This is a genomic window from Blastococcus sp. SYSU DS1021, assembly GCF_054050995.1.
Window position 1 is genome coordinate 233621 of record NZ_JBJHAL010000001.1, and the last position, 21698, is coordinate 255318.

Consider the following 21698-nt stretch of genomic DNA (forward strand, 5'->3'; position numbering starts at 1 on the left):
GCCGCATGAACGCCCCGGACGACCCCACGCCGGACACCGCGATGGCGTCGGGCTCCGACGCGGGCAGCCCCGGCGGGCGGCTGGGCCCCGGTGACCTGGCGCCCGACGAGGAGCGCCTGCTGGCCGCGCTGGAGCAGAGCCGCACCGTCGCCCCCGAGGACCCCGTCGCCGTCGTCCGCGCGGCCGAGGACGAGCGCCCGCTGCCGTCGGACGGCGGCCCACCCGACGACGGGCTGACGCCCCGCTTCACCGCCCCGGGCGGGAGCTGAGCGGTCGGCTCAGCCCGGCGGGGGCCGGAGCCGGGCGGCGACGAGCGCGACGTCGTCCTCCCCGCCCTCGGGCAGCAGCCGGTCGATGAGCGCGTCGCACATCTCGGTCACCGGTAGGTGGCGCAACTCGGCGAGCGCGCGGCCGAGCAGCTCGACGCCGTCGTCGAAGACCTGGTCGCGGCGCTCGACCAGCCCGTCGGTGTAGAGCAGCAGCGTGGCGCCGGGGGGGACCACCGTCTGGTGCTCCGCGCGGACGGCGGAGGGGTCCACGCCGAGGAGCAGGCCGGGTCGGTCGGGCACCAGCAGCTGCTGCGTGCCGTCGGGTGCGACCAGCAGCGGCGGGAGGTGCCCGGCGCTGGCCCAGCGCAACCGGGTGCGGTCGTCGGCCGAGCCCGCCGGCCGGTCGAGCCGCCCCACGAGCACCGTGGCCAGGGCGCCCAGGTCCAGCCCCTCGATCGCCGCGTCCAGCCGGGACAGCACCTCGGCGGGACCGGCCGCGCTGTCGTAGGCGATGCCACGCAGCAGGCCGCGCAGCTGGGACATCGTCGCCGCGGCCTCGGTGTCGTGGCCCACGACGTCGCCGATGACGAGCACCGTCGAGCCGTCGGGCTGCTGGAAGACGTCGTACCAGTCGCCGCCGACCTGTGCCTCCCGCGCGGCCGGCACGTACCGCACCGCCACCGCCAGGTGGTCGGGCTCGGGCGGGTCGGAGAGCAGGCTGCGCTGCAGCGTCTCCGCGGCGCGCACGATGCGGCGCGACCGCGCGTACAGCGCCTCCAGCAGGTGGGTGCGCAGTTCGGCGGCCTCGCCCTGCTCGTGCGGCGTCCACGACTCGGAGCGGCCGCGGACGGTCTCCCGCCAGCGCTCGAAGGACTTGCGCGGGCTGAGCCGGACCTCCGCGCCCTCGCGTTCGGCGATCGCCTTGTTGCGGGGATCGCCGCCCCAGTCGATGTGCCGCACCGCCTCGCCGCGGAACCAGAGCACGTACTGGCCCTCCGGTAGCGGGATCACGAGCACGCCGCAGGCCGGGCCGACCGGGCCGAGGCCCGGCGCGGCGGCGGCCAGCGCGTCGGTGGCGACGACGTCCTCGCCGCGGGCGGCGGCCCACCCGGCGATGGCGTCGGCCAGCCCGGGCCGCAGCCCGGCGCCGGCGGTGCCCCGGGCGCCCTGCAGGTTCACCACGACCCCGTCGGCGGCCAGCAGGTCCAGCAGGCTGGGGGAGCCCAGCACCGTCTCGGTGAGCGGGCGCTCCTCGTCCATGGCGGCGGCGGTCAGCCAGGCCAGGGTGGAGCGGACCCGCAGGGCGCGGTCGAACTCGTCCTCCTGCGCCCGGTCGGTCAGCCGCAGCGAGAGGGTCGAGCCGAGGAACTCCGCGGCGGCGCGGGTGGCGTAGGGCGGGGCGTGCGGTCCGCTGTAGTGGTGGCAGGCGATGAGCCCCCACAGCCGGTCGCCGCGCAGCAGGGAGATGGACATCGAGGCGTGGACGCCCATGTTGCCCAGGTACTCGACGTGGATCGGCGAGACGCTGCGCAGGGTGGAGAACGTGAGGTCCAGCGGCCGGCCGGTGACCGGGTGGACGGTCGGACGGAGGGGGACGGGGGCGTACCCGACGTCGGAGATCAGCCGGATCCAGTTCTTCTCGTACAGCGCCCGCGCCTGGGCGGGGATGTCGCTGGCCGGGTAGTGCAGCCCGAGGAAGGAGTTGAGCTCGAGGGTCTTGGCCTCGGCCACCACCTCGCCGTTGTAGTCGGCGTCGTACCGGTAGACCATCACCCGGTCGAAGCCGGTCAGCGCCCGCACCGCCCGGGCGGTGATGTCGTAGAGCTCCTGCAGCGTCGCGGCGCGGTTGAGCTCGCCGACGGTGCCGCGCACGGCCTGGTAGGTGTTCGGGAAGGAGAACGGTCGCGGTCCGCGGGCCGGCTCCAGCTCGACGACGAGGGTGGTGACCGGCGCCGACTCCCCGGGGGTGGGGTCGGGCCCGGCGTCCACGGCGCGGACGGGCCCGGGGTCGATCTCCGTCCGGTGCAGGAGGGCGTCCACGGGCAGCGGCTCGCCGCCGACGTCGAGGGTGACCTCGACCGGGTTGCGCTCGCGCAGGTCGCCGAAGGCGCTCGCGGAGCGGATCACCGCGGCGGCCGGTGCCGCGCCGATGACCTCGGCCAGCGGCCGGCCCAGCGCGCGCCGCCAGTCCACGCCCGTGAGGTCGGCCAGGTTCTCCGACACCTGCTGCACGATCCAGTCGGGGTCGCGCACGGCGATCAGCACCCCACGCGGCTGGATGCTGCCCGGGATGTGGATCGGCTCGCGCTCGCAGTTGGTGAGGTCGACGGGGTCGCCCGGGGCCAGCAACCCGGCCCCGCGCTCGACGTCGGTCACCCCCGGGCCTGCTGTCGGGCAGCGGGGCGGCACCACGCGGCGAGCACGCGGAACGTCTCGCGCGCTGCGGCGACGACCCGGTCGGCGTCGCCGCCCGCGGCCACGTGCGCCCGCGTGACCCGGCGGTAGGCGGCCCACATCGCCCCCGTCTCCTGGCCGTAGGGCGAGAAGGCGCGGATGCGGACGCCGGCCAGGTGGGGGAGCGCCGCGAGGTGGCGGTCGATGAACGTGCCGCCGAGGGTCGACCCCTCGAGCACGTAGAGCCGGCCCAGGGCCTCGTCGGTGCTGGCAACGGCCGGCAGCTCCGGCGTCCCGGCGGGGACGGGCGTGCTCAGCGCCGCGAGGTCCGCGGCGAAGAGATCGGCCCGGCGGCGGCGGGTCCAGTCCACGGTCGCGGCGTCCGCGGGGTGCTGGGTGGCCCAGGTGTCGAGGCCCCGCTCGGCCGCCGCCCAGAAGCCGTGCATCAGGCCGAGGACGTGCGCCAGCCGCTCCCGGTCGAGCTCCGGGTCCAGCAGCTCCAGGGTGTCCTCGAGGAGCTGGTGCTCCTCCGCCGTGCCGGTGCGCAGCGCGCGTAGCACGTCGTCGTGCCCGCCGCGGGGGTCCACCGGCGCAACCATCTCTCCCGCAGCCATCGCCCCGAGCCTAGGCGACCGGCGGCCGTCACGAGCGGGCCGGCCGCGGGCCGCCGGACAGCCGGGCCGCGCGCAGCCCGGCGTGCAGCAGCAGCCGGGCATCGCCGTCGGCGAGGTCGAGACCGGTCAGCGCCCCGATCCGGCCCAGCCGGTAGTACAGCGTCTGCCGGTGGATGTGCAGCGACTCCGCCGTCCGGGAGGCGCTGCCGGCGCAGTCCAGGAAGGTCTCGGCCGTCGTGGTCAGCACCGGGTCGGCGAGCAGCGGCGCCAGCAGCGGATCGGGGCCCGGTAGTGCAGTGACCGGCCGCCACCCGCCGAGCTCGCCCCAGTGGGCGACCGGGAAGAACCGGTCGACGACGGCGGCGACCCGTGCCGCGGCGCGGGCCTCACCCCACTGGCCGGGCAGGTCGTCGGCGCCGCGGCGGGCCGACGAGACGCCCGCCGTGCTGCCCACCGGCAGGGTGGCCAGCGTCGCGGCGGCGAGCGCGCCGGCCGGCCGGAGGTCCGTGGGCGTGGGCGTGGGCACCAGGACGGCGACGCCGTCGTCGAGGACCGTCGCCACCGCACCGGCCGCCGGCAACCGCCGCTCCGGCAACGGGCCGCCGTCGGCGGAGGTGAGGGCGACCAGCACCTGGGCGCCCTCGCCGGTCAGCCGGTCGCCGAGCCGCCGGGCGGCCTGCGCCCGGGCCGCCGGGCGGCCGGTCAGCGCGTCGGCGAGCTCCGGCCCCAGGTCGTCGGCCGGGCGGCCGGCGAGCACGCGCCCCGCCGCCGCGGCCAGGTCCAGGGCCCGGCGCAGCGCCGGATCGGCGAGATCCCCGGGGTCGATCCGGCCGTCGTCCAGGAGCCAGAGGTACCCCCGGGTACGGCCCTCGTGGCGAACGGGGATCACCAGCCGGGTGAGGACGCCGGCGGCGGGATCGGCCGGCGTCCGCATGGGGCGGGTCGCCGACGCGATGCCGAAGTTCTCGAACCAGCGCCGGGTCTCGGGCGCGGAGCCGCGGGTGAGGATCGACCGGGTACGGACGGCGTCCATGGGCTCGGCACCGCTGTCGTCGTGCGCGCAGAAGGCCAGCAGCGTGAAGGCGGCGTCCTCCAGGGTGGCGGGGGCGCCGAGCACCCGGGACACGTCGTCGACCAGCTCCTGCAGCTCGTCCCGCACCGCCGTCCCTCCTCGTCGTCGTACAGCTGTATGAGAGCAGACCGGGGAAGTCCGGACATCTGTCCCTGGTCCTGAGGAGGCCGCGTGCCTAGCGTTCGGGGTGCTGGCGTCGTCCGCTCCCGGGAGGTCCCGTGCTGCTCTCCAAGGCCCTGCTGGCCGCCTCCCGACGGCCCGCCCTGCGGCGGGCGGTCACCGGCACGCCGGCCACCCGCCGGGTGGTCGACCGCTTCGTCGCCGGGGAGTCGCTGGACGACGCCCTCGCCGCCGTCCGCGCGCTGACCGCCGACGGGATCGCGGTCACCCTCGACCACCTCGGCGAGGACGTCACCACCCGCGCCGAGGCCGAGCGCTCCCGCGACGCCTACCTGGCCGCCCTCGACGGGCTGGCCGCCCTGGGCCTGGGCGACGGGGCCGAGGTGACGGTGAAGCTCTCGGCGTTCGGCCAGGCGCTGCCCGACGGGCACGAGACCGCCGTGGACCTGGTGCGGCCCGTGGTGGCGGCGGCCACCGCGATCGGCACGACCGTGACCCTCGACATGGAGGACTCCCGGACCGTCGACTCGACGCTCGCCGTCCTCGCCGAGCTGCGCAAGGAGCACCCGGGCACGGGCGTCGCGCTGCAGGCGATGCTCTTCCGCACCGAGGACGACGCCAAGGCGCTGGCCGTCACCGGCTCGCGGGTGCGCCTGGTCAAGGGCGCCTACGACGAGCCGCCCGCCGTCGCGCACCAGAAGAAGAAGGACGTCGACGCCGCCTACGCGCGCTGCCTGGAGATCCTCATGGCCGGCCCGGGGTACCCGATGGTCGGGTCGCACGACCCCGCCATGGTCGCGCTGGCGCACGAGCTGGCCGCGCAGCACTCGCGGTCGGCGGACTCCTGGGAGGTGCAGATGCTCTACGGCATCCGCCCCGACGAGCAGCGCCGGCTGGCCGCCGCCGGCACCCGCGTCCGCGCCTACGTCCCCTACGGCGCCGACTGGTACGGCTACTTCATGCGCCGGCTGGCCGAGCGCCCCGCCAACGTGGCCTTCTTCCTCCGTTCGCTGGCCACCCGCTCCTGAACCCGTTCGCCGGCCACCCGCTCCAGAACCCCGAGAGGTCCCCATGGACGCCGTCACCCAGGTCCCCCCTCCGCACAACGAGCCAGTGCTCACCTACGCCCCCGGCACGCCCGAGCGCGACGAGCTGCAGCGGCGCCTCGCCGAGCTGGCGAGCGCCCCGGTGGAGCTGACCGGCACCATCGGCGGCCGGCAGCGCATGGCGGGCGGCAACCGGTTCGACGTCGTGCAGCCGCACCGGCACGCCGCCGTGCTGGGCACGTCCGCGCACAGCACGCACGCCGACGCGCAGGACGCGATCCGTTGCGCCAAGGAGGCCGCGCCGGCCTGGCAGGACCTCTCCTTCGACGACCGCGCGGCGGTCTTCCTGCGCGCCGCCGACCTGCTGGCCGGCCCGTGGCGGCAGACGCTGAACGCCGCCACGATGCTGGGTCAGAGCAAGACGGCGCAGCAGGCCGAGATCGACAGCGCCTGCGAGCTCATCGACTTCTGGCGCTTCAACGTGCACTTCGCCCGCGAGATCCTCGCCGAGCAGCCGAAGTCCTCACCCGGCGTCTGGAACCGCACCGACCACCGCCCGCTCGAGGGCTTCGTCTACGCGATCACGCCGTTCAACTTCACCGCGATCGCCGGGAACCTGCCGACGGCGCCCGCGCTCATGGGCAGCACCGTGGTGTGGAAGCCCGCGCCCACGCAGCAGTTCGCCGCGCACTTCCTCATGCGTTTGCTGGAGGAGGCCGGCCTCCCGCCGGGTGTGATCAACATGCTGCCCGGCGACGGGGTCGCCGTCTCCGAGGTCGCCCTGGCCGACCGCGACCTCGCCGGCATCCACTTCACCGGGTCGACGCCGGTGTTCCAGCACCTGTGGCGCACGGTCGGGGAGAACATCGCGGGCTACCGCGGCTACCCGCGGATCGTGGGGGAGACCGGGGGCAAGGACTTCGTCGTCGCCCACCCGTCGGCCGACGTCGACGTGCTGCGCACCGCACTGGTCCGCGGCGCGTTCGAGTACCAGGGGCAGAAGTGCTCGGCGGCGTCCCGGGCCTACGTGCCCCGCTCGGTGTGGGCGCGGCTGAAGGACGACCTCGTGGCCACCACCGAGTCGCTGCCGATGGGCGACGTCACCGACTTCTCGAACTTCATGGGCGCCGTCATCGACCGGAAGTCGTTCTCGAAGCTCTCCGGCGTGCTGGACCGGGTGGACGACGACCCGGCGCTGTCGATCGTGGCCGGGGGCACCGCCGACGACGCCGAGGGCTTCTTCGTCCGGCCGACGATCATCGAGGGCACCGACCCGGGCCACGAGGTGTTCACCACCGAGTACTTCGGGCCGGTGCTGGCGGTGCACGTCTACGACGACGCCGACTACGACGCCGTGCTGACCCAGATGGAGTCGGTCGCGCCCTACGCGCTCACCGGTGCGGTCATCGCGCAGGACCGGGTGGCGATCGCGCACGCGCAGAAGTTCCTGCGGCACGCGGCGGGCAACTTCTACGTCAACGACAAGCCCACCGGCGCCGTCGTCGGGCAGCAGCCCTTCGGCGGGGGGCGGGCGTCGGGCACCAACGACAAGGCGGGTGCCAAGCAGAACCTCATGCGCTGGACCAGCAGCCGGTCGATCAAGGAGACGTTCGCGCCCCCGACCGACCACCGCTACCCGTACATGGGCTGACCCGTGCATGTTGATCAGGTGACCTGATCGTCAGGGGTCCTGGCTCAGCGTCGACCGTGAGCCAGGACCCCATACGGTGAGCCAGGACAGCGGGCTCAGGCGACGTCGAGCTCCGACCCCGGCTCCGGACGACGGACGACGGTGAAGCGCCGCGGCCTCGCGGGCGGCGTCGCCAGTATCCGCCGCAGGTCGGCGGTCACCCGCGGCCAAGGAGCGCCCAGGTCGGCCTTGGCGATGCGCACCACGCGGACGTCGAGGCGGCGGACGCGGTCCTCCCGGCGTTTCTCCTCCCAGAGGACGTCGTGCGGTGATCGGCCCCCGTACGGATCGCTGTACTTCACCTGGCCGTCGAACTCGATCGCCACGGCCGCCTCCTCGTACCAGGCGTCGATGCGGGCGATGAACCCGCGCTCGTCGTGCAGATCGACCTGCAGTTCGGGTCGGGGGAGCCCGGCGGCCAGCAGCGCGAGCCGGCCTTCGCTCTCCAGGGGTGACTCCGCCCGTCCGTCGCTGAGACCGACCGCCCGGGCCGCCCGGGCCGCCTGGGAAGCCCCGGTCCGGTGCCGGGCGGAGTGCACGGCGAGCTGCAACTCCGAACGGAGGACGCGGCCCTTGTGCAGAGCGGCGTCCAGAGCGATCACCGTGTCCACCAGGGACCACTCCCGGCCGCAGTCGACCAGCGTCCGGGGGACGGAGGTGGTCGCGAACGGCTCGATCCAGGGGACGACGTCCGCCTCGGGGAGCCTGGCCCGGGCGACGCGGTACCCCCGGCCGGCGCGCCACTGGTCGACCGCGGTGACCCGCACGTCTCCACCCGCGGACGCAGGCACGAGCAGCCCGTGACGGCGAGCGGCCGACGCGTGACTGAGCACCGGGCCGGGCGCGAGGCTCATCAGGACGGCGATGCCTGCCATGAGATGGCGGTCGTCAGCGTCCGCCGATCCCCGGCGTGCGGACTCGACGTAGACGCCCTTGCACAGCCGCGTCCACCGGCGGGTGCGCAGCTCCGTCTTGATGTCATCGACTGAGTAGCCGGCCGCCAACGCCTCCTGGCTCGTGAAGACTCCGAGACGCCGGTCCGCGCGGCACTGCAGCAGCGGGTGCACCGGGGGAGTCTCACCATTCCGCGAGGTCGCTGGGCCGGGAACGGGGCAGCCTGTGGACAGTCGCCGTCCTGGCTCACCTCGTGGGGTCCTGGCTCACGGTCGACGCTGAGCCAGGACCCCTAACGATCAGGTCACCTGATCAACATCGCGGGCGGCGGGCCAGTGGACGCGGCCGTCGTCGCCGAGGACCGCGCCGTCGGAGGGGCGGTGCGGACTCTGCCAGCCGTCGGGCATGAGGTGATGCACCGGCGTCGACCGGGCGAGGACGGCGACGTCGGCGACCAGCCGCCGGTGGCAGCGCCACCACACGTACTCGCTGCACATGAGCGCCACCGTCGCCCCTGTGGCCGCGGCGAGCACCTCGTCGAGCGCGGCGGCGAAGTCCGGCGTGCGGGTGTGGGCCGCGTAGGCGGCGAACTGCGCGACCGTCCACCAGTCGTCGGCGACCGGCTTGCCGGGCGGCAGCCGGCGTCGGCCGCCGAGGCGCTCCTCCCAGCGGTAGCCCATCCCTGCCGCGGGCAGCCACTCCGCCAGGGCCTCCTGCCGCACGTCGGGGTTGGTCCGGCTGCCGGGGAACCGGCGCACGTCGACGAGCAGTTCCACGCCCGCGCCGCCGAGCCGGGCCGCCAGCGCGGTGCGGTCGTCGGATCCGTGGCCCACGGTCAGCAGCGGCATGACCTCCTGCCTACCCGGGCGCGGGCGGCCGCGCCCGGCCCGGCATGCTCGTCGCGCACGGGAACGGTGGACGGAGCGGTGTGAGCGGGGAAGCAGTCGAGGTGCCGGCCCCCTTGTGGCGGTCGCGCGGGGTCCGGTCGCTGGTCGGGGTCACGGCCCTGGGGTTCGTGAGCTACTTCCTCACCCTGGCCTCGCTGCCCACGTACGCCGTGGCCGGCGGCGCCCCGGAGAGCACGGCCGGGGTGGTGACGGCGGTCTTCCTGGTCGTCACGATCGCGGTGCAGTCGGTGGTACCCGTGCTGGTCGACCGCTTCGGCACGGGGCCGGTGTTCGCCGCGGGGCTGCTCGCGCTCGGCGTGCCCGCGCCCTTCTACGTCCTCGACGACGGGGTCGCCTGGATCTCGGCCCTGTCCGCCGTGCGCGGGGCCGGCTTCGCGGTCATCACGGTCCTCGGCGCCACCCTGTCGGCCCGGGTCGCCCCGCCGGAGCGGCGCGGGGAGTCCATCGGCCTGTACGGGCTGGCCATCGCGCTGCCCAACATGGCCGCCATCCCCGCCGGGGTTGCCCTGGTGCTCGGCGGGCACGTCGGCGTGCTGTCCTGGCTGGCGGCGTCGCCGGTGCTCGGCCTGTTCTTCCTGCCCGCGCTGCTGCGGTCGGTGGTCAGCCGCGAGGAGCCCGCACCCGCCGGCAACGCCCGGGCCGCCGTGCGCGCCGCGCTGGCCCCGTCGGTGGTGCTGCTCGTGGTGACGACGGCCGGCGGTGGGTTCGTGACGTTCCTGCCCATCGACCGCCCCGACGGCCAGGTGGCCACCGGGGCCCTGCTGCTGTGGGGGTTGTTCGGCGCGGTGACCCGCTGGCGCGCCGGCGTGCTGGCCGACCGCCTGGGCACCGCGGTGCTGCTGCCCCTGGCGGTGCTGGTCGCCGCGGTGGGCCTCGCGGTGGCCGGCGCCGGGCTGTGGTGGGGCGCGGGCTGGGTGCTGCTGGGCGCGGCGCTGTTCGGTGCCGGGTTCGGCGGGGTGCAGAACCTCACCCTGCTCCGGGCGTTCGCCCGTGCCGGGGAACGCGGGACGACGGCGGCCAGCGCGCTGTGGAACGCCTCCTTCGACGCGGGGACGGCGGCCGGGGCGCTGCTGCTCGGCTTCGCGTACGGCGCCGCCGGCCTGCCCTGGACCTTCGTGCTGTCGGCCGTCGTCGTGGCCGCGGTGCTCCCGTTGGCGCGGCTGGCCGCTCGCCCGGTGCTGGTCCGCCCCTGACCTCAGCGCTGCCGGGCGGCGGCGTGCAGCGAGCGGATGAAGAGGATCTCCTCGGCCGAGCGCCGCAGCCAGGTGCGCAGACCATCGGGGTCGTCGCGGTTCGCGTCGCGGATCTGGCCGAGCCGCACCTGGCGGGTGCTGGCCTGCGCGCGCTGCGCCGTGGGCAGCGCGCGACCCTCGGCGCGGGCGACCGCGGTGAGCCCCGCCCCCACGAAGACCAGGTCGCGGACCTCGGTCAGCTCGGCGAGCAGCCGCTCGGCGGCGGCGTCGTCGCCCGCGGTCAGAGCGGTCAGCAGTTCGTCGGCGCGGCGGCGGCCCTCGGCGGCCGGGTCGGGCATGGTCACGGCACCACTGTGCCCCGGCCGGGCGGGCCGGGGCACAGCGGGGCGTGGACGACTGCCCCGTGTCCGGATGCCTAGGGCCCCCTTCCGGGTACCGCCCCGAGCCTGCGAGGGGTGGGGGGAAGGGGGTCCTTTCTCAGGCGTCGCGGCGGCGCAGCACCAGGTAGCCGGCCAGCAGCACGGCGGCCACCTCGGCGCAGAACACCCCGAAGCCGACCCAGGGGTCGAGCAGGTTCGGGTTGAACGACACCGGCGTGGCGACGACGGAGCCGGCGTTGCCCGGCATCAGCTTGGTCGCCCACTCGCCCCAGGCGCCCGGGAGGAGCACCACCATGTTGCCGACGACCAGCAGCAGGGCCAGCACGATCGACAGCGCCGCGGCGGTGTGCCGCACCAGCAGCCCGACCGCGGCCGCGAACAGCCCGATGCCGGCCATGTAGAGGCCGCTGCCCAGCAGCGAGCGGAGCACGCCGTCGTCGCTGAGCGCCAGGCCCACGCCCTCGCGCTCGAGGAACCAGTTGCCGCCGAGGTAGCCGAGGGCGGCGGTGACGGTGCCGACGACGAACAGCGTCGTGGTGAGCACGACCGCCTTGGCCGCCAGCACCCGGCCGCGGCGCGGCGTCGCGGTCAGCGTCGCGCGGATCATCCCGGTGCCGTACTCGCTCGTCACCACCAGCGCGCCGAGCACGATGGCGGTGATCTGGGCGACGGTCATGCCCCAGGTGATGAACGCACCGGCGGACTCGCCCGCCGTCCCGTCGGCGAGGTCTGCGGCGCTGACGGCACAGACCAGGACGGTCAGCCCGGCGCCGAGGGTGACCAGCGCGGCGATCGACCACGGTGTCGAGCGCACCGACCAGAACTTGATCCACTCCGCCCGCAGGGTGTCTGCCAAGCCGGGCCGGCGCACCCCGGGGACGTGCCGGTTGGGGTCGAGGACGACGGTGTCGGTCATCGGGGCACTCGCGGTCTGGGTCATCGGGGGGCTCCGGCCGGGGTCTGCTCCCGCGCGGAGTACTCCACGCTCGAGGCGGTGAGGGTCATGAACGCGTCCTCCAGCGAGGAGCGGACCAGGGTGAGCTCGTGCAGGAAGAGCCCCTGCCGGCCGACCAGCTCCCCGATGGCGGCGGCGTCGCGCCCTTGCACCCGCAGCTCGTCGTCGACGACGTCGACGTCCAGGCCGTCGCGGCGCAGCAGCTCGGCCACCTCGGCCCGCTGGGGGGTGCGCACCCGCACGTAGGAGGCCGCGTGCTCGGCGATGAAGTCGGGCATCGAGCAGTCGGCCAGCACCCGGCCGCGCCCGATGACCACGAGGTGGTCGGCGGTCAGCGCCATCTCGCTCATCAGGTGGCTGGAGAGGAAGACGGTGCGGCCCTCGGCGGCCAGCTGCCGGGTCAGCGTGCGCACCCAGCGGATGCCCTCGGGGTCCAGGCCGTTGACCGGCTCGTCGAGCACCACCACCGGCGGGTCGCCCAGCAGGGCGACGGCGATGCCGAGGCGCTGGCCCATGCCGAGGGAGAAGCGGCCGACCCGCTGCCCGGCGACGTCGGCGAGCCCGACGAGGTCGAGCACCTCGTCCACGCGACGCACCGGCAGCCCGTTGCTCGCCGCCATCCAGCGCAGGTGGTCGCGCGCGGAGCGCCCCGGGTGCAGCGCGCGGGCCTCCAGCAGCGCGCCGACCTGGCGCAGGGGCGCGGGGAAGTCGGCGTAGCTGCGGCCGTGCACGGTGATGCTGCCGGCGGTGGGCCGGTCCAGGCCCAGCAGCATGCGCATGGTCGTGGACTTGCCGGCACCGTTGGGGCCCAGGAAGCCGGTGACCCGGCCCGGGTGCACGGTGAAGGAGATGCCGTCGACGGCGGTGCGGTCGCCGTACTTCTTGGTCAGACCCCGCGCCTCGATCATCGCGGGCCTCCGGGGAGCGATCGGGAAGTCATGCCCTGGAGCCTGTCGGCGGCGCCGTCCCGGGAACATCGGGGAGCGCCCTGATCCGACCCTGAACGGTCCCCGAGCTGGTCAGGCCGAGCGGGACAGGGTGCTCCCGGGGCGCAGCTCGCGGCGCAGGGCCCGGGCGGCGGCCTGGCCCGCGCGGTTCGCGCCGATCGTGCTCGCCGAGGGGCCGTAGCCGACCAGGTGCACCCGCGGCTCGCCGACGACCTGGGTGCCGTCCAGCCGGAAGCCCTCTCCGGGGCCACGGAGCTGCAGGGGCGCCAGGTGCCCGACGGCCGCGCGGAAACCGGTGGCCCACAGGATGACGTCGGCGCGGACCAGCCGGCCCGGTCGTCCGTCGACCGGGTCCCAGGCCACCCCGTCGGGGGTGATCCGGTCGAACACCGGCAGCCGGTCGAGCACGCCCCGCTCCAGCCCGTCGCGGATGTAGGGGGTGGAGGTCACCAGCCCGGTGAGGCCGACCACGCTCCCGGGGCGGCGTCCCTCGCGCACCGCCTCCTCGACCTTCGCGACCACTTCGCGGCCCAGGTCCTCGTCGAACGGCCCCTCGCGCCACACGGGCGGGCGGCGGGTGACCCAGGTCGTGGAGGTGACCCGGGAGATCTCGACCAGCAGCTGGGTGGCCGAGGCGCCGCCGCCGACGACCACGACGTGCTGTCCGCGGAACTCCTCGGGGCTGCGGTAGTCGACGGTGTGCAGCTGACGCCCTCGGAAGGTCTCCTGCCCCGGGTAGCGGGGGACGAACGGCCGGGTCCAGGTGCCGGTGGCGTTGACGACGGCGCGCGCGGTCCAGGTGCCCCGGTCGGTCTCCACGGAGAAACGGCCGTCGTCGCTCCGGCGGACGGCGGTCACCCGGACCGGCCGCACCACGGGCAGGTCGAACCGGCGCTCGTACTCCGCGAAGTAGGCGGGCACCGACTCGACGGCGGGGGTGCGCTCGTCCGCCGGGCGGAACGCCAGACCGGGCAGGTCGTGCACCCGGTGCGTCGTGCCCAGGGTGAGCGACGGCCAGCGGTGCCGCCAGGCGCCGCCGGGGCCCGGCTCGCCGTCGAGCACCACGAACCCGGTGCGCCGCTCGAAGCCCTGGCGGGCCAGCGCCCAGGCGGTGGAGAGCCCGGCCTGCCCCGCGCCGATCACGACGACGTCGACGTCGCCCCGGAGGTGGGCAGTGGTCACACGCATGGCAACCGGCCGCCCTCGCTGCTGCTTCCCGCCCCCGGCACACCGGCCAACGGCACCCGCCGGTATCCGTTCCGCGTAAACCGACCGGCCGGTATGGTGCGCCTGCTCACACCCACCCACGACGGGAGAGTGCACATGCCCACGCCCGTGGCAGGCGACCGTTCCTCCGGTGCACCGGCCGGTGATCCGGAGCCGTGGTTCGTCTCCGTCGAGGTCCAGGTGCGGCCGTCGGCTCCCCGGCCGGAGTTCGCGGCCGGGGAGCGGTTGGACGCGGCGGGCGTGGCCCTGCTCGAGCGGGCGCGGTTCCGGGGCCTGCGGACGGCGGTGCTGACGGCGGACCGGTGCTCCTACGGGGAGGAGCTCGACTGGCTGGTGGACCGCTGGATCGACTGCGACACCGGTGACGCAGTCGCGGTCGCGGCCGCGGTGCGCTCGCTGCCCGGAGAGGCCGCCGTCGTCACCGGCTCGGCGCCCGGCGCCGTCCTGCCGGCGGCCGTCGCCGCCCGTGCGCTGGGGCTGCGGGGTCCGGACCCCGCGTCGCCCGTGGTGACCGGTGACGCGGTGGCCCTGCGCGCGGCCCTCGCCGCGGCGGGCGTCGCCGACGGGCGGTGGGCGGAGGTCCGCACCGGCGACCCGGAGCTCACGTCACCGGTGGGATACCCGTGCACGGTGGAGCCGGTGGACGGCGCCGGTGCGCGGCTCGGTCCGGTGCAGGACGACGGCGAGCTGCGGGTGCTCGCCGCCCGCGCCTGCTGCCGGCGCGGTGGGCGGTCGGCGCCCCGGCTGGTGATCGGTGAGCACGTGGCGGGGGACCGGTACGCCGCCGACGGGCACGTGGACCGCGGCGTCCCGACCGTGCACGCGTGGAGCGAGGTGCTCACCACGCCCCCGCCGCACTCCGCCGGCCTGCTGCTCACCGCGACCGCGCAGCCGCCGACGGCGGAGGCCGCCGGCTTCGTCGGCGCCGTGCTCGCCGCGGCCGGTTACGACCTCGGCCCCTTCCACCTGGAGTTCGTGCTGGGCCCGGCGGGGCCGCGGCTGGCCGGCCTGGTCCCGCGGCTCGCCGACGCGGGGGCCCACGCCTGCGTGGACCAGGTGAGCGGGATCGACGCCGCGGACCTCGTGGTCGCCGGCCTGCTCGGCCGGCCCGGGCCGGGGCGCCGGCGGGCGGTCGCGGCCAGCACCCAGTTCTTCCTCGGCTCGCACGCCACCGGGCGGGTGCGGGCGGTGTCCGGCCTGCGGGACGTCGGCTGCATCCCGGGGCTCGTCGTCGCGGAGGTGTTCGCCGACGTGGGTGGCGCGGCGGAGCCCGCGACCTGCGGCCAGGCGCACCTCGGCCACGTCGTGACCGTCGGGGACACCCCCGAGCAGTCCCGCCGCCGGGCGGCGGCCGCGCTGGACGCGATCCGCGTGGAGATCGAGGAGCTGCAGCCGGTCTAGCCGGGCCCTCCGCATCGACCGCCCCCGCCCGGCCGGTCGGCGGGCTCCGGCGGCGGGCTCCGGCTTTCCGGACGGTGCCGTACGGAGCGTGCTGTGGATCAGGGGCACGGATGCCTGGGTGGAGCCCGGCAACACGTGATCAATCCGTGACCTTTGTGGCGCCCGTCACAGACCATTGCCTGCCTAGAGTCCCGGCCTGTGTGCCAGATCACTTCTCCGCGCCTGACCTCCTGCGGTCGCGCTCCCGAACAGGCGGCCCGGTGACGGCCACCCGCCCGCCGCTCGGCCGCCCCCGCCCGATCCCGCCCGGCCGGGCCACGGCAGGGAGCCGCCCGTGCTGAGCATCGACGCCCTGCACGTCACCTACGGCGGAGCCGTCCAGGCCGTGCGGGGGGTCTCCATGGAGGTCCCCGACGGCAGGGTCGTCGCCGTCCTGGGCAGCAACGGCGCCGGGAAGACGACGTTGCTGCGGACCATCTCGGGCACGCTGCGGCTGCACCGCGGCCGGGTCGACTCCGGGTCGGTGACCTTCGACGGGACCGACCTCGTGTCGAAGGACCCGGCCCAGGCCGTCCGGCTCGGGCTCGTGCAGGTGCCCGAGGGGCGGCGCATCTTCGGCCGGCTGACGGTCGAGGAGAACCTGCGTGCCGGCGGCATGGGGAACCGGGACAAGGCGGCCAAGGCCCAGGCCCAGGACCGCGTCTACGACCTGTTCCCGGTGCTCAAGGAGCGCAGCTCCCAGCGGGGTGCGCTGCTCTCCGGCGGCGAGCAGCAGATGCTGGCCATCGGGCGCGCGTTGATGGCCAGCCCGAAGCTGCTCCTGCTCGACGAGCCGTCGCTCGGCCTGGCGCCGCGCATCATCGGCCAGATCGGCGAGGTCATCGGCGAGATCAACCGCCAGGGGACCTCCGTGCTGCTGGTCGAGCAGAACGCCACGATGGCGCTCGGGGTCGCCGATCTCGCCTACGTGCTCGACGTCGGTGAGGTCTCGCTCTCCGGTGACGCGCGGCAGCTCGCCCAGACCGACGAGGTGCAGCGGCTGTACCTCGGCCACGACGGGGGCGGCGACGGCGCGGCCCCGACCCGGCGCGTGAGCTCGGGCAAGAAGCTCTCCCGGTGGACGGCATGACCGCGGCGCCCGACGTCGGGTCGGGGACGCGGTCGGACATCCCGACGGTCGAGGTCGACGGCGTCAGCGTCCGCTTCGGGGCGATCAACGCCCTGTCGGACGTCTCGTTCACGGTCGCTCCCGGCACGATCCACGCGATCATCGGGCCCAACGGTGCGGGCAAGTCGACGATGTTCAACGTCCTGTCCGGCGTCTACCGGGCCAACGAGGGCCAGGTCCGGTTCGGTGAGCACCGGCTGGACCAGATGCGGCCGTACAAGATCGCCGGCATCGGGGTGGCCCGCGCGTTCCAGAACATCGCGCTGTCGGGCACCCAGTCGGTGGCGGAGAACCTCATGCTGGGCCGCCACCACCTGACCAAGGCCGGCTTCCTCTCGGCCGGCCTGCGGCTCCCGCGGGCCACGCGGGAGGGCAAGGTGCACGGCGCGCGCGTCGCCGAGATCGCCGAGTTCATGGATCTCGGCGAGAAGCTGCACACGCCCGTCGGGGTGCTCTCCTACGGCGACCAGAAGCGGGTGGAGGTGGCCCGGGCCCTGTGCACCGAGCCGCGGCTGCTGCTCCTGGACGAGCCGGTCGCCGGCATGAACGCCGAGGAGACCGACCGCATGGCGGAGGCGATCCTCGAGATCCGGTCGGCGCTGGGCATCTCCGTCGTCCTGGTCGAGCACGACATGGGGATGGTCATGTCCCTGGCCGACCGCGTCACCGTGCTCGACTTCGGCCGGCGCATCGCCGACGGCACACCGGCGCAGGTGCAGACCGACCCCGAGGTCATCCGTGCCTATCTCGGCTCCGGCGACGAGGAGAGCCCCTCGGAAGCCGCCGCCCACCACCACTCCTCCGACAACCCTGGGGCGACCTCGTGACCCAGTTCCTCTCCCTGCTCCTCAACGGGATCTCCCTGGGCGCCCTGTACGCCCTCATCGCCCTCGGCTTCGTGATCATCTTCAAGGCGAGCGAGGTCGTGAGCTTCACCCACGGGTCCCTGCTGCTGCTGGGCGCCTACTCCATCGCGCGGCTGTCGGACACGATCGGCTTCCTGCCGGCCGTGCTCGTGGGAATCCTGATCACGGCCGCGGCGGCGTTCGTCATCGAGCGCCTGATCATCAACCGGTTGCGCGGCGCCGCGGTGATCAGCCTGGCCATCGTGACGATCGGCGTCGACATCATCCTGCTCACCGAGCTCATCCGCCGGCTCGGCTCCGACATCCTCAACGTGCCGCACCCGTGGGGCGGGCAGTCGTTCCGGATCGGCGACGTCGGGCTCGCGCAGAACCGGCTGATCGCGTTCCTCGTGGCCGCCGTCCTCATCGCGCTCTTCTTCGTTGCGTTCAAGTACTCGAACTGGGGCATCGCGATGCGGGCCTCGGCGGAGGACGGCGAGACGGCGGCCCTGATGGGCATCCGGCAGGGTCGGGTCTCCGCGCTCGCCTGGGTGGTCGCCGGAGTGCTCGCCGCCGTCGCGGCGCTGTTCCTGGTCGGATCACCGACGCCGGGCGTCACCCCGACGGCCTACGCCGTCGCGCTGCGGGCCTTCCCGGCGGCGATCCTCGGCGGCCTGGACTCGACCGGCGGCGCCCTCGTCGGGGGCCTGCTGATCGGCATCGCCGAGGCGATGGCCGCGGGCTACCAGGACCAGCTGCTCTTCCTCGGCCGCGGGTTCAGCGCCGTCGTCCCCTTCATCGTGATGATCGCGGTCCTCATGTTCCGTCCGTCCGGCCTGTTCGGGACGAAGGAGCTGACCCGTGTCTGAGGCGACGATGACGGCGGCGACGGGGGCCCACCCGTCGGGGGCCGGCCCGGCGGAGCGGGCCGGTTCCGGCCGGTCCGGACTGCGGTCCTGGCTGCGCCCTCTGCTCCTGGTCGCCTTCCTGCTGGTGATGCTGGCGCTGCCGCTGTACGTCGAGGAGTTCTGGCTGCGCACCGGGTTCGCCGCCTTCGGCGCGATCGTGGGCGCGATCGGCCTGAACCTGCTCGTCGGCAACAGCGGCCAGCTCTCCCTCGCCCACGCCTTCTTCCTGGCGGTGGGGGCGGTCAGCTACGTCTACGTCTCGGGGGAGTCGGGCGGGCTCGGGGTGGCCGAGCTCGGCGGGCTCGGGCTCCCCCCGATCGTCGGGATGATCGTGGGCGTGCTCCTCGCGGGGCTCGCCGGGCTGATCTTCAGCCCGCTCGCGGCCCGGCTGCGCGGGATCTACCTCGGGGTCGCGTCGCTGGCGCTGGTGTTCATCGGCGTCCACGTGCTCAACAGCTGGACCGAGGTCACCGGCGGCTTCAACGGCCGGGCGGCACCGGACTTCTCGCTGTTCGGCTTCACCTTCGCCAACCGGGACCCGGAGCTGTACGTGCTCGGCGTGCCGTTCCGGGAGTCCGAGCGGCTGTGGTACCTGGGGCTCGTCCTGGCCCTCGGGGCCTACCTCTTCGCCCGCAACCTGCTGCGCAGCCGGCCGGGCCGGGCCCTGCAGACCCTGCGGGACAGCGAGGTCGCCGCGTCGGTGATGGGCGTCAACGTGCAGGGCTACAAGGCGCGGATCTTCCTGGTCAGCTCGATGTACGCCGGCCTCGCTGGGGTGATGTACGCGCTCTCCATCGGCAGCATCGCGCCGGAGTCCTTCGGCCTGGAGCTGTCCATCCTCTACCTCGCCATGATCGTGCTGGGCGGGCTCGGCTCGGTGAACGGAGCCGTGCTCGGGGCGATCTTCGTGAGCGCGCTGCCGCTGGTCTTCCAGCGGTACGCCGACCTGATCCCCTTCGTGGGCCGGGACGAGGGGCTGGCTGCCGGTGAGGCGGCCCGGTTCCTGTTCGGCGCGGCCATCGTCCTGGTGATCCTCTTCGAGCCCGCCGGCCTCGCCGGTATCGCCCGCCGCATCTCCGGCCGGGCCCGCCACAGACCGGGCGGACGGATCACCCAGCACCCACCCGACACGCCCACCCGTTCCAGCGAGCCCACCCCCTCCGACCCACCAGCCCAAGGGAGCACCACGTGAGACTCAGCAAGCGTTCGACCGGCGCCACGATGCTGGCCGCCACCGTCGTCCTGGCCGCCACCGGCTGCAGCACCAAGGCGCCGGAGGCCTCGGGTGGCGGCGGCGGGGGAGGAGCGGCCGCCGGCGACGTCGCCACCGACGTCGGGATCGAGGGCGAGACGATCAACCTCGGTGTGCTCACCGACCTGACCGGTGTCTTCGCCGCGCTGGGCAACGACATCACCAACGCCAACTCCCTGTTCTGGGAGAACAACCAGGTCTGCGACACCTACGACGTCCAGCTCGACATCCAGGACACCGGGTACGTCCCGCAGCAGGGCGTCGCGCTCTACAGCGGGATGCAGGACAACATCCTGGCGATGCAGCAGACGATCGGGTCGCCGATCAACACCGCGCTGGCACCGGAGTACGAGTCGGACCAGATCGTGAACTTCCCCTCGGCCTGGTCGAAGACGCTGACCGAGATCCCGGGCACCGGCGTGGTGGGCGCCACCTACGACGTCGAGCTCGCCAACGGCTACGACTACCTGTTCCGCGAGGGCCTGCTGAACGAGGGCGACACGGTCGGCCACATCTACTTCGAGGGCGAGTACGGCGCCAACGGGCTCGAGGGCACCCGGGCCGTCGCCGAGGAGAAGGGCCTGGAGGTGATCGAGGCGCAGATCAAGGCGACCGACCAGGACATGAGCGCACAGATCACCCAGTTCCGGTCCGCCGGGGTCGACCTGATCGCGCTCACCGTGGCCCCGGGGCAGACGGCCTCGGTCGCGACGGTCGCCGCGGCGCAGGGGCTGGACGTCCCGATCCTGGGCAGCAACCCCGTCTTCGCGCCGGGACTGCTCCAGGGCCCGGCCGCCGAGTGGCTGAAGACCCACCTCTACGTGGCCTCGCCGGTGTCCTCCTTCGACGCCCACCCGGAGCTGCTCCAGCAGTACCAGGAGGCCTACCCCGACGCCGTGCCGAGCCTCGGTGTGGTCGTCGGCTTCGGCATGAGCGAGATCATGAAGCAGGTGCTCGACCAGGCCTGCGAGGACGGCGACCTCACCCGTGAGGGCGTGCTCAACGCGTTCAACGAGCTGGAGGAGGTCGACACCGGCGGCCTCGTCGTCCCGATCCGCGGCTTCGAGGTCGGCCAGTCCCCGAGCCTGCAGAGCTTCATCCTGCAGCCGGCCGACGTGCCGGGTGGCGCCACCGTCCTGGAGGAGGCCTTCGAGGGCGAGTTCGCGGCGGGTATCGCCGGCTGACCCTCGCACTCCCGGCGGCGCCCCCTCCCTCGCGGAGGGGGCGCCGTCGCGCGCTCACAGCCGTCGCGCTCGGGCCACCGGGAGGAGGCGGAGGGCGAGCAGCGCGGTGATCGCGGCCGCCACGGTCAGCGGCAGCACCGCCGACGTCGCCCGCGCGGCCACGGCCATGACGAACGGCGCGGCGAACCCGACGTAGGCGCAGGCCAGGAACAGCGACGTCAAGGCGCCGAGGCGGGCCGGTGGGGCCAGCCGCGCGGTCAGTGTCAGACCGGCGGCGAGGCACAGCCCACCACCCGCGCCCAGCAGCGGGGCGGCGGCGACCAGCCAGGGCAGCGCGCCCGTCCCGGCGAACGACGCGGCGCAGCCGAACCCGAGCGTGCCGAGCGCCGTGCCGACGACGGCCGTCCACCGCCCCAGCCGGCGCTGCAGCCCGGCGACGACCGTGCCGGCGCCCAGCGTCACGCCCGCCAGCACGCCGGTGACCGCGACGCCGCCGTAGGGCAGTTCCACCAGCAGCGGGACGGCGTTGATGACCGTGGAGGGGAACGCGTAGACGCAGACCGCCACCGGGGCCAGCACGGTCGCCACCAGGGCGCCGTCTCCCGGCCGGATCAGCGGCGCGGCCGGCGCCGAGCCGGATCCGGTGGGGCGAGCGTCGTGCAGCTCGACCGTCTCCGGCAGCCGGAGGGCGAACGCCAGGCCCACCGCGACGAGCACGGTGTGCAGGAGGTACGGCAGCACTGTCGGCGCCGGGGCGTACTGGCCGAGCAGCCCGCTGGTCAGCGGGCCCAGCGAGAACCCGGCGGTCATGGCGAAGGCGGCCCGCCGTCCGCCGGCTCCCTCACCCGAGGCGAGCGAGAGCTCGCCCACCCACGCGCTGCCGACGCTGAAGACGATGCCGCTGACGACGCCCTGGAGGAAGCGGGCGCCGAACAGCAGCGCCAGCGAGTCGCCCGCCGCGGCGAAGGCGAGCGACGCCAGCGCGGAGAGCACGATGCCGGGGATCGCGACCCGGCGGCGGCCCAGCCGGTCCGACAGCGGCCCGGCCAGCAGGAGGGCGGGAACGAGGCCGGCCGCGTAGCAGCCGAACAGCGCGGTGAGGACCTCGGCCGAGAGGCCGAGCCGTTCCTGGTAGACCAGCAGCAGCGGGGTGGGGACGTTCGTGCCCGCGGCCACGGCGAAGAGCGCGAAGACGGCGCGCTTCCAGATCACCGGGCGACCCTACGACCCG

General features: G+C 74.8%; 20 protein-coding genes. 10 read left to right on the plus strand and 10 right to left on the minus strand.

Annotated features, from left to right (window positions below; genetic code table 11):
* Nucleotides 1-5 precede the first annotated feature (5 nt).
* Nucleotides 6-269: a hypothetical protein gene (locus ACI8AP_RS01265; protein WP_456587511.1), complete on the plus strand. Its 264-nt coding sequence runs from the start codon at nt 6-8 to the stop codon at nt 267-269.
* A 9-nt stretch (nt 270-278) separates the two neighbouring features.
* Here the strand turns inward: ACI8AP_RS01265 and ACI8AP_RS01270 are convergent, their stop codons facing one another.
* Genes ACI8AP_RS01270 through ACI8AP_RS01280 form a run of 3 tightly spaced genes read right to left on the minus strand, consistent with a single transcriptional unit; the run spans nt 279 to nt 4436 of the window.
* Nucleotides 279-2645, minus strand: a complete 2367-nt coding sequence (locus tag ACI8AP_RS01270; protein ID WP_456587512.1) for a SpoIIE family protein phosphatase — start codon at nt 2643-2645, stop codon at nt 279-281.
* Complete coding sequence (locus ACI8AP_RS01275) at nt 2642-3277, minus strand: biliverdin-producing heme oxygenase (RefSeq protein ID WP_456587513.1); 636 nt, start codon at nt 3275-3277, stop codon at nt 2642-2644. Before ACI8AP_RS01275 ends, ACI8AP_RS01270 begins: the two co-directional genes overlap by 4 nt.
* Nucleotides 3278-3305: 28 nt before the next feature.
* Entirely contained in the window at nt 3306-4436 is a 1131-nt protein-coding gene (locus tag ACI8AP_RS01280) for a PucR family transcriptional regulator (RefSeq protein ID WP_456587514.1), read from the minus strand.
* Nucleotides 4437-4567: 131 nt separating this feature from the next.
* Here ACI8AP_RS01280 and ACI8AP_RS01285 point away from each other — a divergent pair, with 131 nt between their 5' ends.
* A complete protein-coding gene (locus tag ACI8AP_RS01285; RefSeq protein ID WP_456587515.1) occupies nt 4568-5497 on the plus strand; it encodes a proline dehydrogenase family protein in 930 nt (309 codons plus the stop codon).
* Between the two features lie 43 nt (nt 5498-5540).
* Nucleotides 5541-7166 carry an L-glutamate gamma-semialdehyde dehydrogenase gene (pruA, locus tag ACI8AP_RS01290; RefSeq protein ID WP_456587516.1) on the plus strand — a complete coding sequence of 542 codons (1626 nt, stop codon included), beginning with the start codon at nt 5541-5543 and terminating at the stop codon, nt 7164-7166.
* A gap of 95 nt (nt 7167-7261) precedes the next feature.
* Here the strand turns inward: pruA and ACI8AP_RS01295 are convergent, their stop codons facing one another.
* Nucleotides 7262-8272 (minus strand): hypothetical protein, encoded by a 1011-nt coding sequence (locus ACI8AP_RS01295; RefSeq protein ID WP_456587517.1) that lies wholly within the window; start codon nt 8270-8272, stop codon nt 7262-7264.
* A gap of 126 nt (nt 8273-8398) precedes the next feature.
* Nucleotides 8399-8947: a DUF488 domain-containing protein gene (locus ACI8AP_RS01300; protein ID WP_456587518.1), complete on the minus strand. Its 549-nt coding sequence runs from the start codon at nt 8945-8947 to the stop codon at nt 8399-8401.
* 101 nt (nt 8948-9048) lie between these two features.
* Between ACI8AP_RS01300 and ACI8AP_RS01305 the strand changes: the two genes are divergently transcribed.
* Nucleotides 9049-10200 (plus strand): MFS transporter, encoded by a 1152-nt coding sequence (locus ACI8AP_RS01305; protein ID WP_456587519.1) that lies wholly within the window; start codon nt 9049-9051, stop codon nt 10198-10200.
* A 2-nt stretch (nt 10201-10202) separates the two neighbouring features.
* On the opposite strand, the gene ACI8AP_RS01310 is transcribed toward ACI8AP_RS01305, so the two are convergent.
* From ACI8AP_RS01310 to ACI8AP_RS01325, 4 genes are all read right to left on the minus strand, one after another.
* On the minus strand, nt 10203-10538 hold the full coding sequence (locus ACI8AP_RS01310; RefSeq protein ID WP_456587565.1) for a hypothetical protein: 336 nt from the start codon (nt 10536-10538) through the stop codon (nt 10203-10205).
* Nucleotides 10539-10677: 139 nt separating this feature from the next.
* Nucleotides 10678-11520 carry an ABC transporter permease gene (locus tag ACI8AP_RS01315; protein ID WP_456587520.1) on the minus strand — a complete coding sequence of 281 codons (843 nt, stop codon included), beginning with the start codon at nt 11518-11520 and terminating at the stop codon, nt 10678-10680.
* Entirely contained in the window at nt 11517-12443 is a 927-nt protein-coding gene (locus ACI8AP_RS01320) for an ABC transporter ATP-binding protein (RefSeq protein WP_456587521.1), read from the minus strand. Before ACI8AP_RS01320 ends, ACI8AP_RS01315 begins: the two co-directional genes overlap by 4 nt.
* A 111-nt stretch (nt 12444-12554) precedes the next feature.
* Nucleotides 12555-13664: an NAD(P)-binding domain-containing protein gene (locus ACI8AP_RS01325; protein WP_456587522.1), complete on the minus strand. Its 1110-nt coding sequence runs from the start codon at nt 13662-13664 to the stop codon at nt 12555-12557.
* A 141-nt stretch (nt 13665-13805) separates the two neighbouring features.
* Between ACI8AP_RS01325 and ACI8AP_RS01330 the strand changes: the two genes are divergently transcribed.
* From ACI8AP_RS01330 to ACI8AP_RS01355, 6 genes are all read left to right on the plus strand, one after another.
* Nucleotides 13806-15110: a hypothetical protein gene (locus ACI8AP_RS01330; RefSeq protein WP_456587523.1), complete on the plus strand. Its 1305-nt coding sequence runs from the start codon at nt 13806-13808 to the stop codon at nt 15108-15110.
* 334 nt (nt 15111-15444) lie between these two features.
* Nucleotides 15445-16239, plus strand: coding sequence for an ABC transporter ATP-binding protein (locus ACI8AP_RS01335; RefSeq protein ID WP_456587524.1), 795 nt, complete (start codon nt 15445-15447; stop codon nt 16237-16239).
* Entirely contained in the window at nt 16236-17105 is an 870-nt protein-coding gene (locus ACI8AP_RS01340) for an ABC transporter ATP-binding protein (RefSeq protein WP_456587566.1), read from the plus strand. Before ACI8AP_RS01335 ends, ACI8AP_RS01340 begins: the two co-directional genes overlap by 4 nt.
* The gene (locus tag ACI8AP_RS01345) at nt 17102-17992 is read left to right on the plus strand and encodes a branched-chain amino acid ABC transporter permease (protein WP_456587525.1); all 891 of its coding nucleotides are present in this window, start codon (nt 17102-17104) and stop codon (nt 17990-17992) included. The genes ACI8AP_RS01340 and ACI8AP_RS01345 overlap by 4 nt, the downstream gene beginning before the upstream one ends.
* Nucleotides 17985-19223 (plus strand): branched-chain amino acid ABC transporter permease, encoded by a 1239-nt coding sequence (locus tag ACI8AP_RS01350; protein ID WP_456587526.1) that lies wholly within the window; start codon nt 17985-17987, stop codon nt 19221-19223. Before ACI8AP_RS01345 ends, ACI8AP_RS01350 begins: the two co-directional genes overlap by 8 nt.
* Nucleotides 19220-20467, plus strand: a complete 1248-nt coding sequence (locus tag ACI8AP_RS01355; RefSeq protein ID WP_456587527.1) for an ABC transporter substrate-binding protein — start codon at nt 19220-19222, stop codon at nt 20465-20467. The genes ACI8AP_RS01350 and ACI8AP_RS01355 overlap by 4 nt, the downstream gene beginning before the upstream one ends.
* Before the next feature lie 54 nt (nt 20468-20521).
* On the opposite strand, the gene ACI8AP_RS01360 is transcribed toward ACI8AP_RS01355, so the two are convergent.
* Nucleotides 20522-21679, minus strand: coding sequence for an MFS transporter (locus tag ACI8AP_RS01360; protein ID WP_456587528.1), 1158 nt, complete (start codon nt 21677-21679; stop codon nt 20522-20524).
* Between the last annotated feature and the right edge of the window lie 19 nt (nt 21680-21698).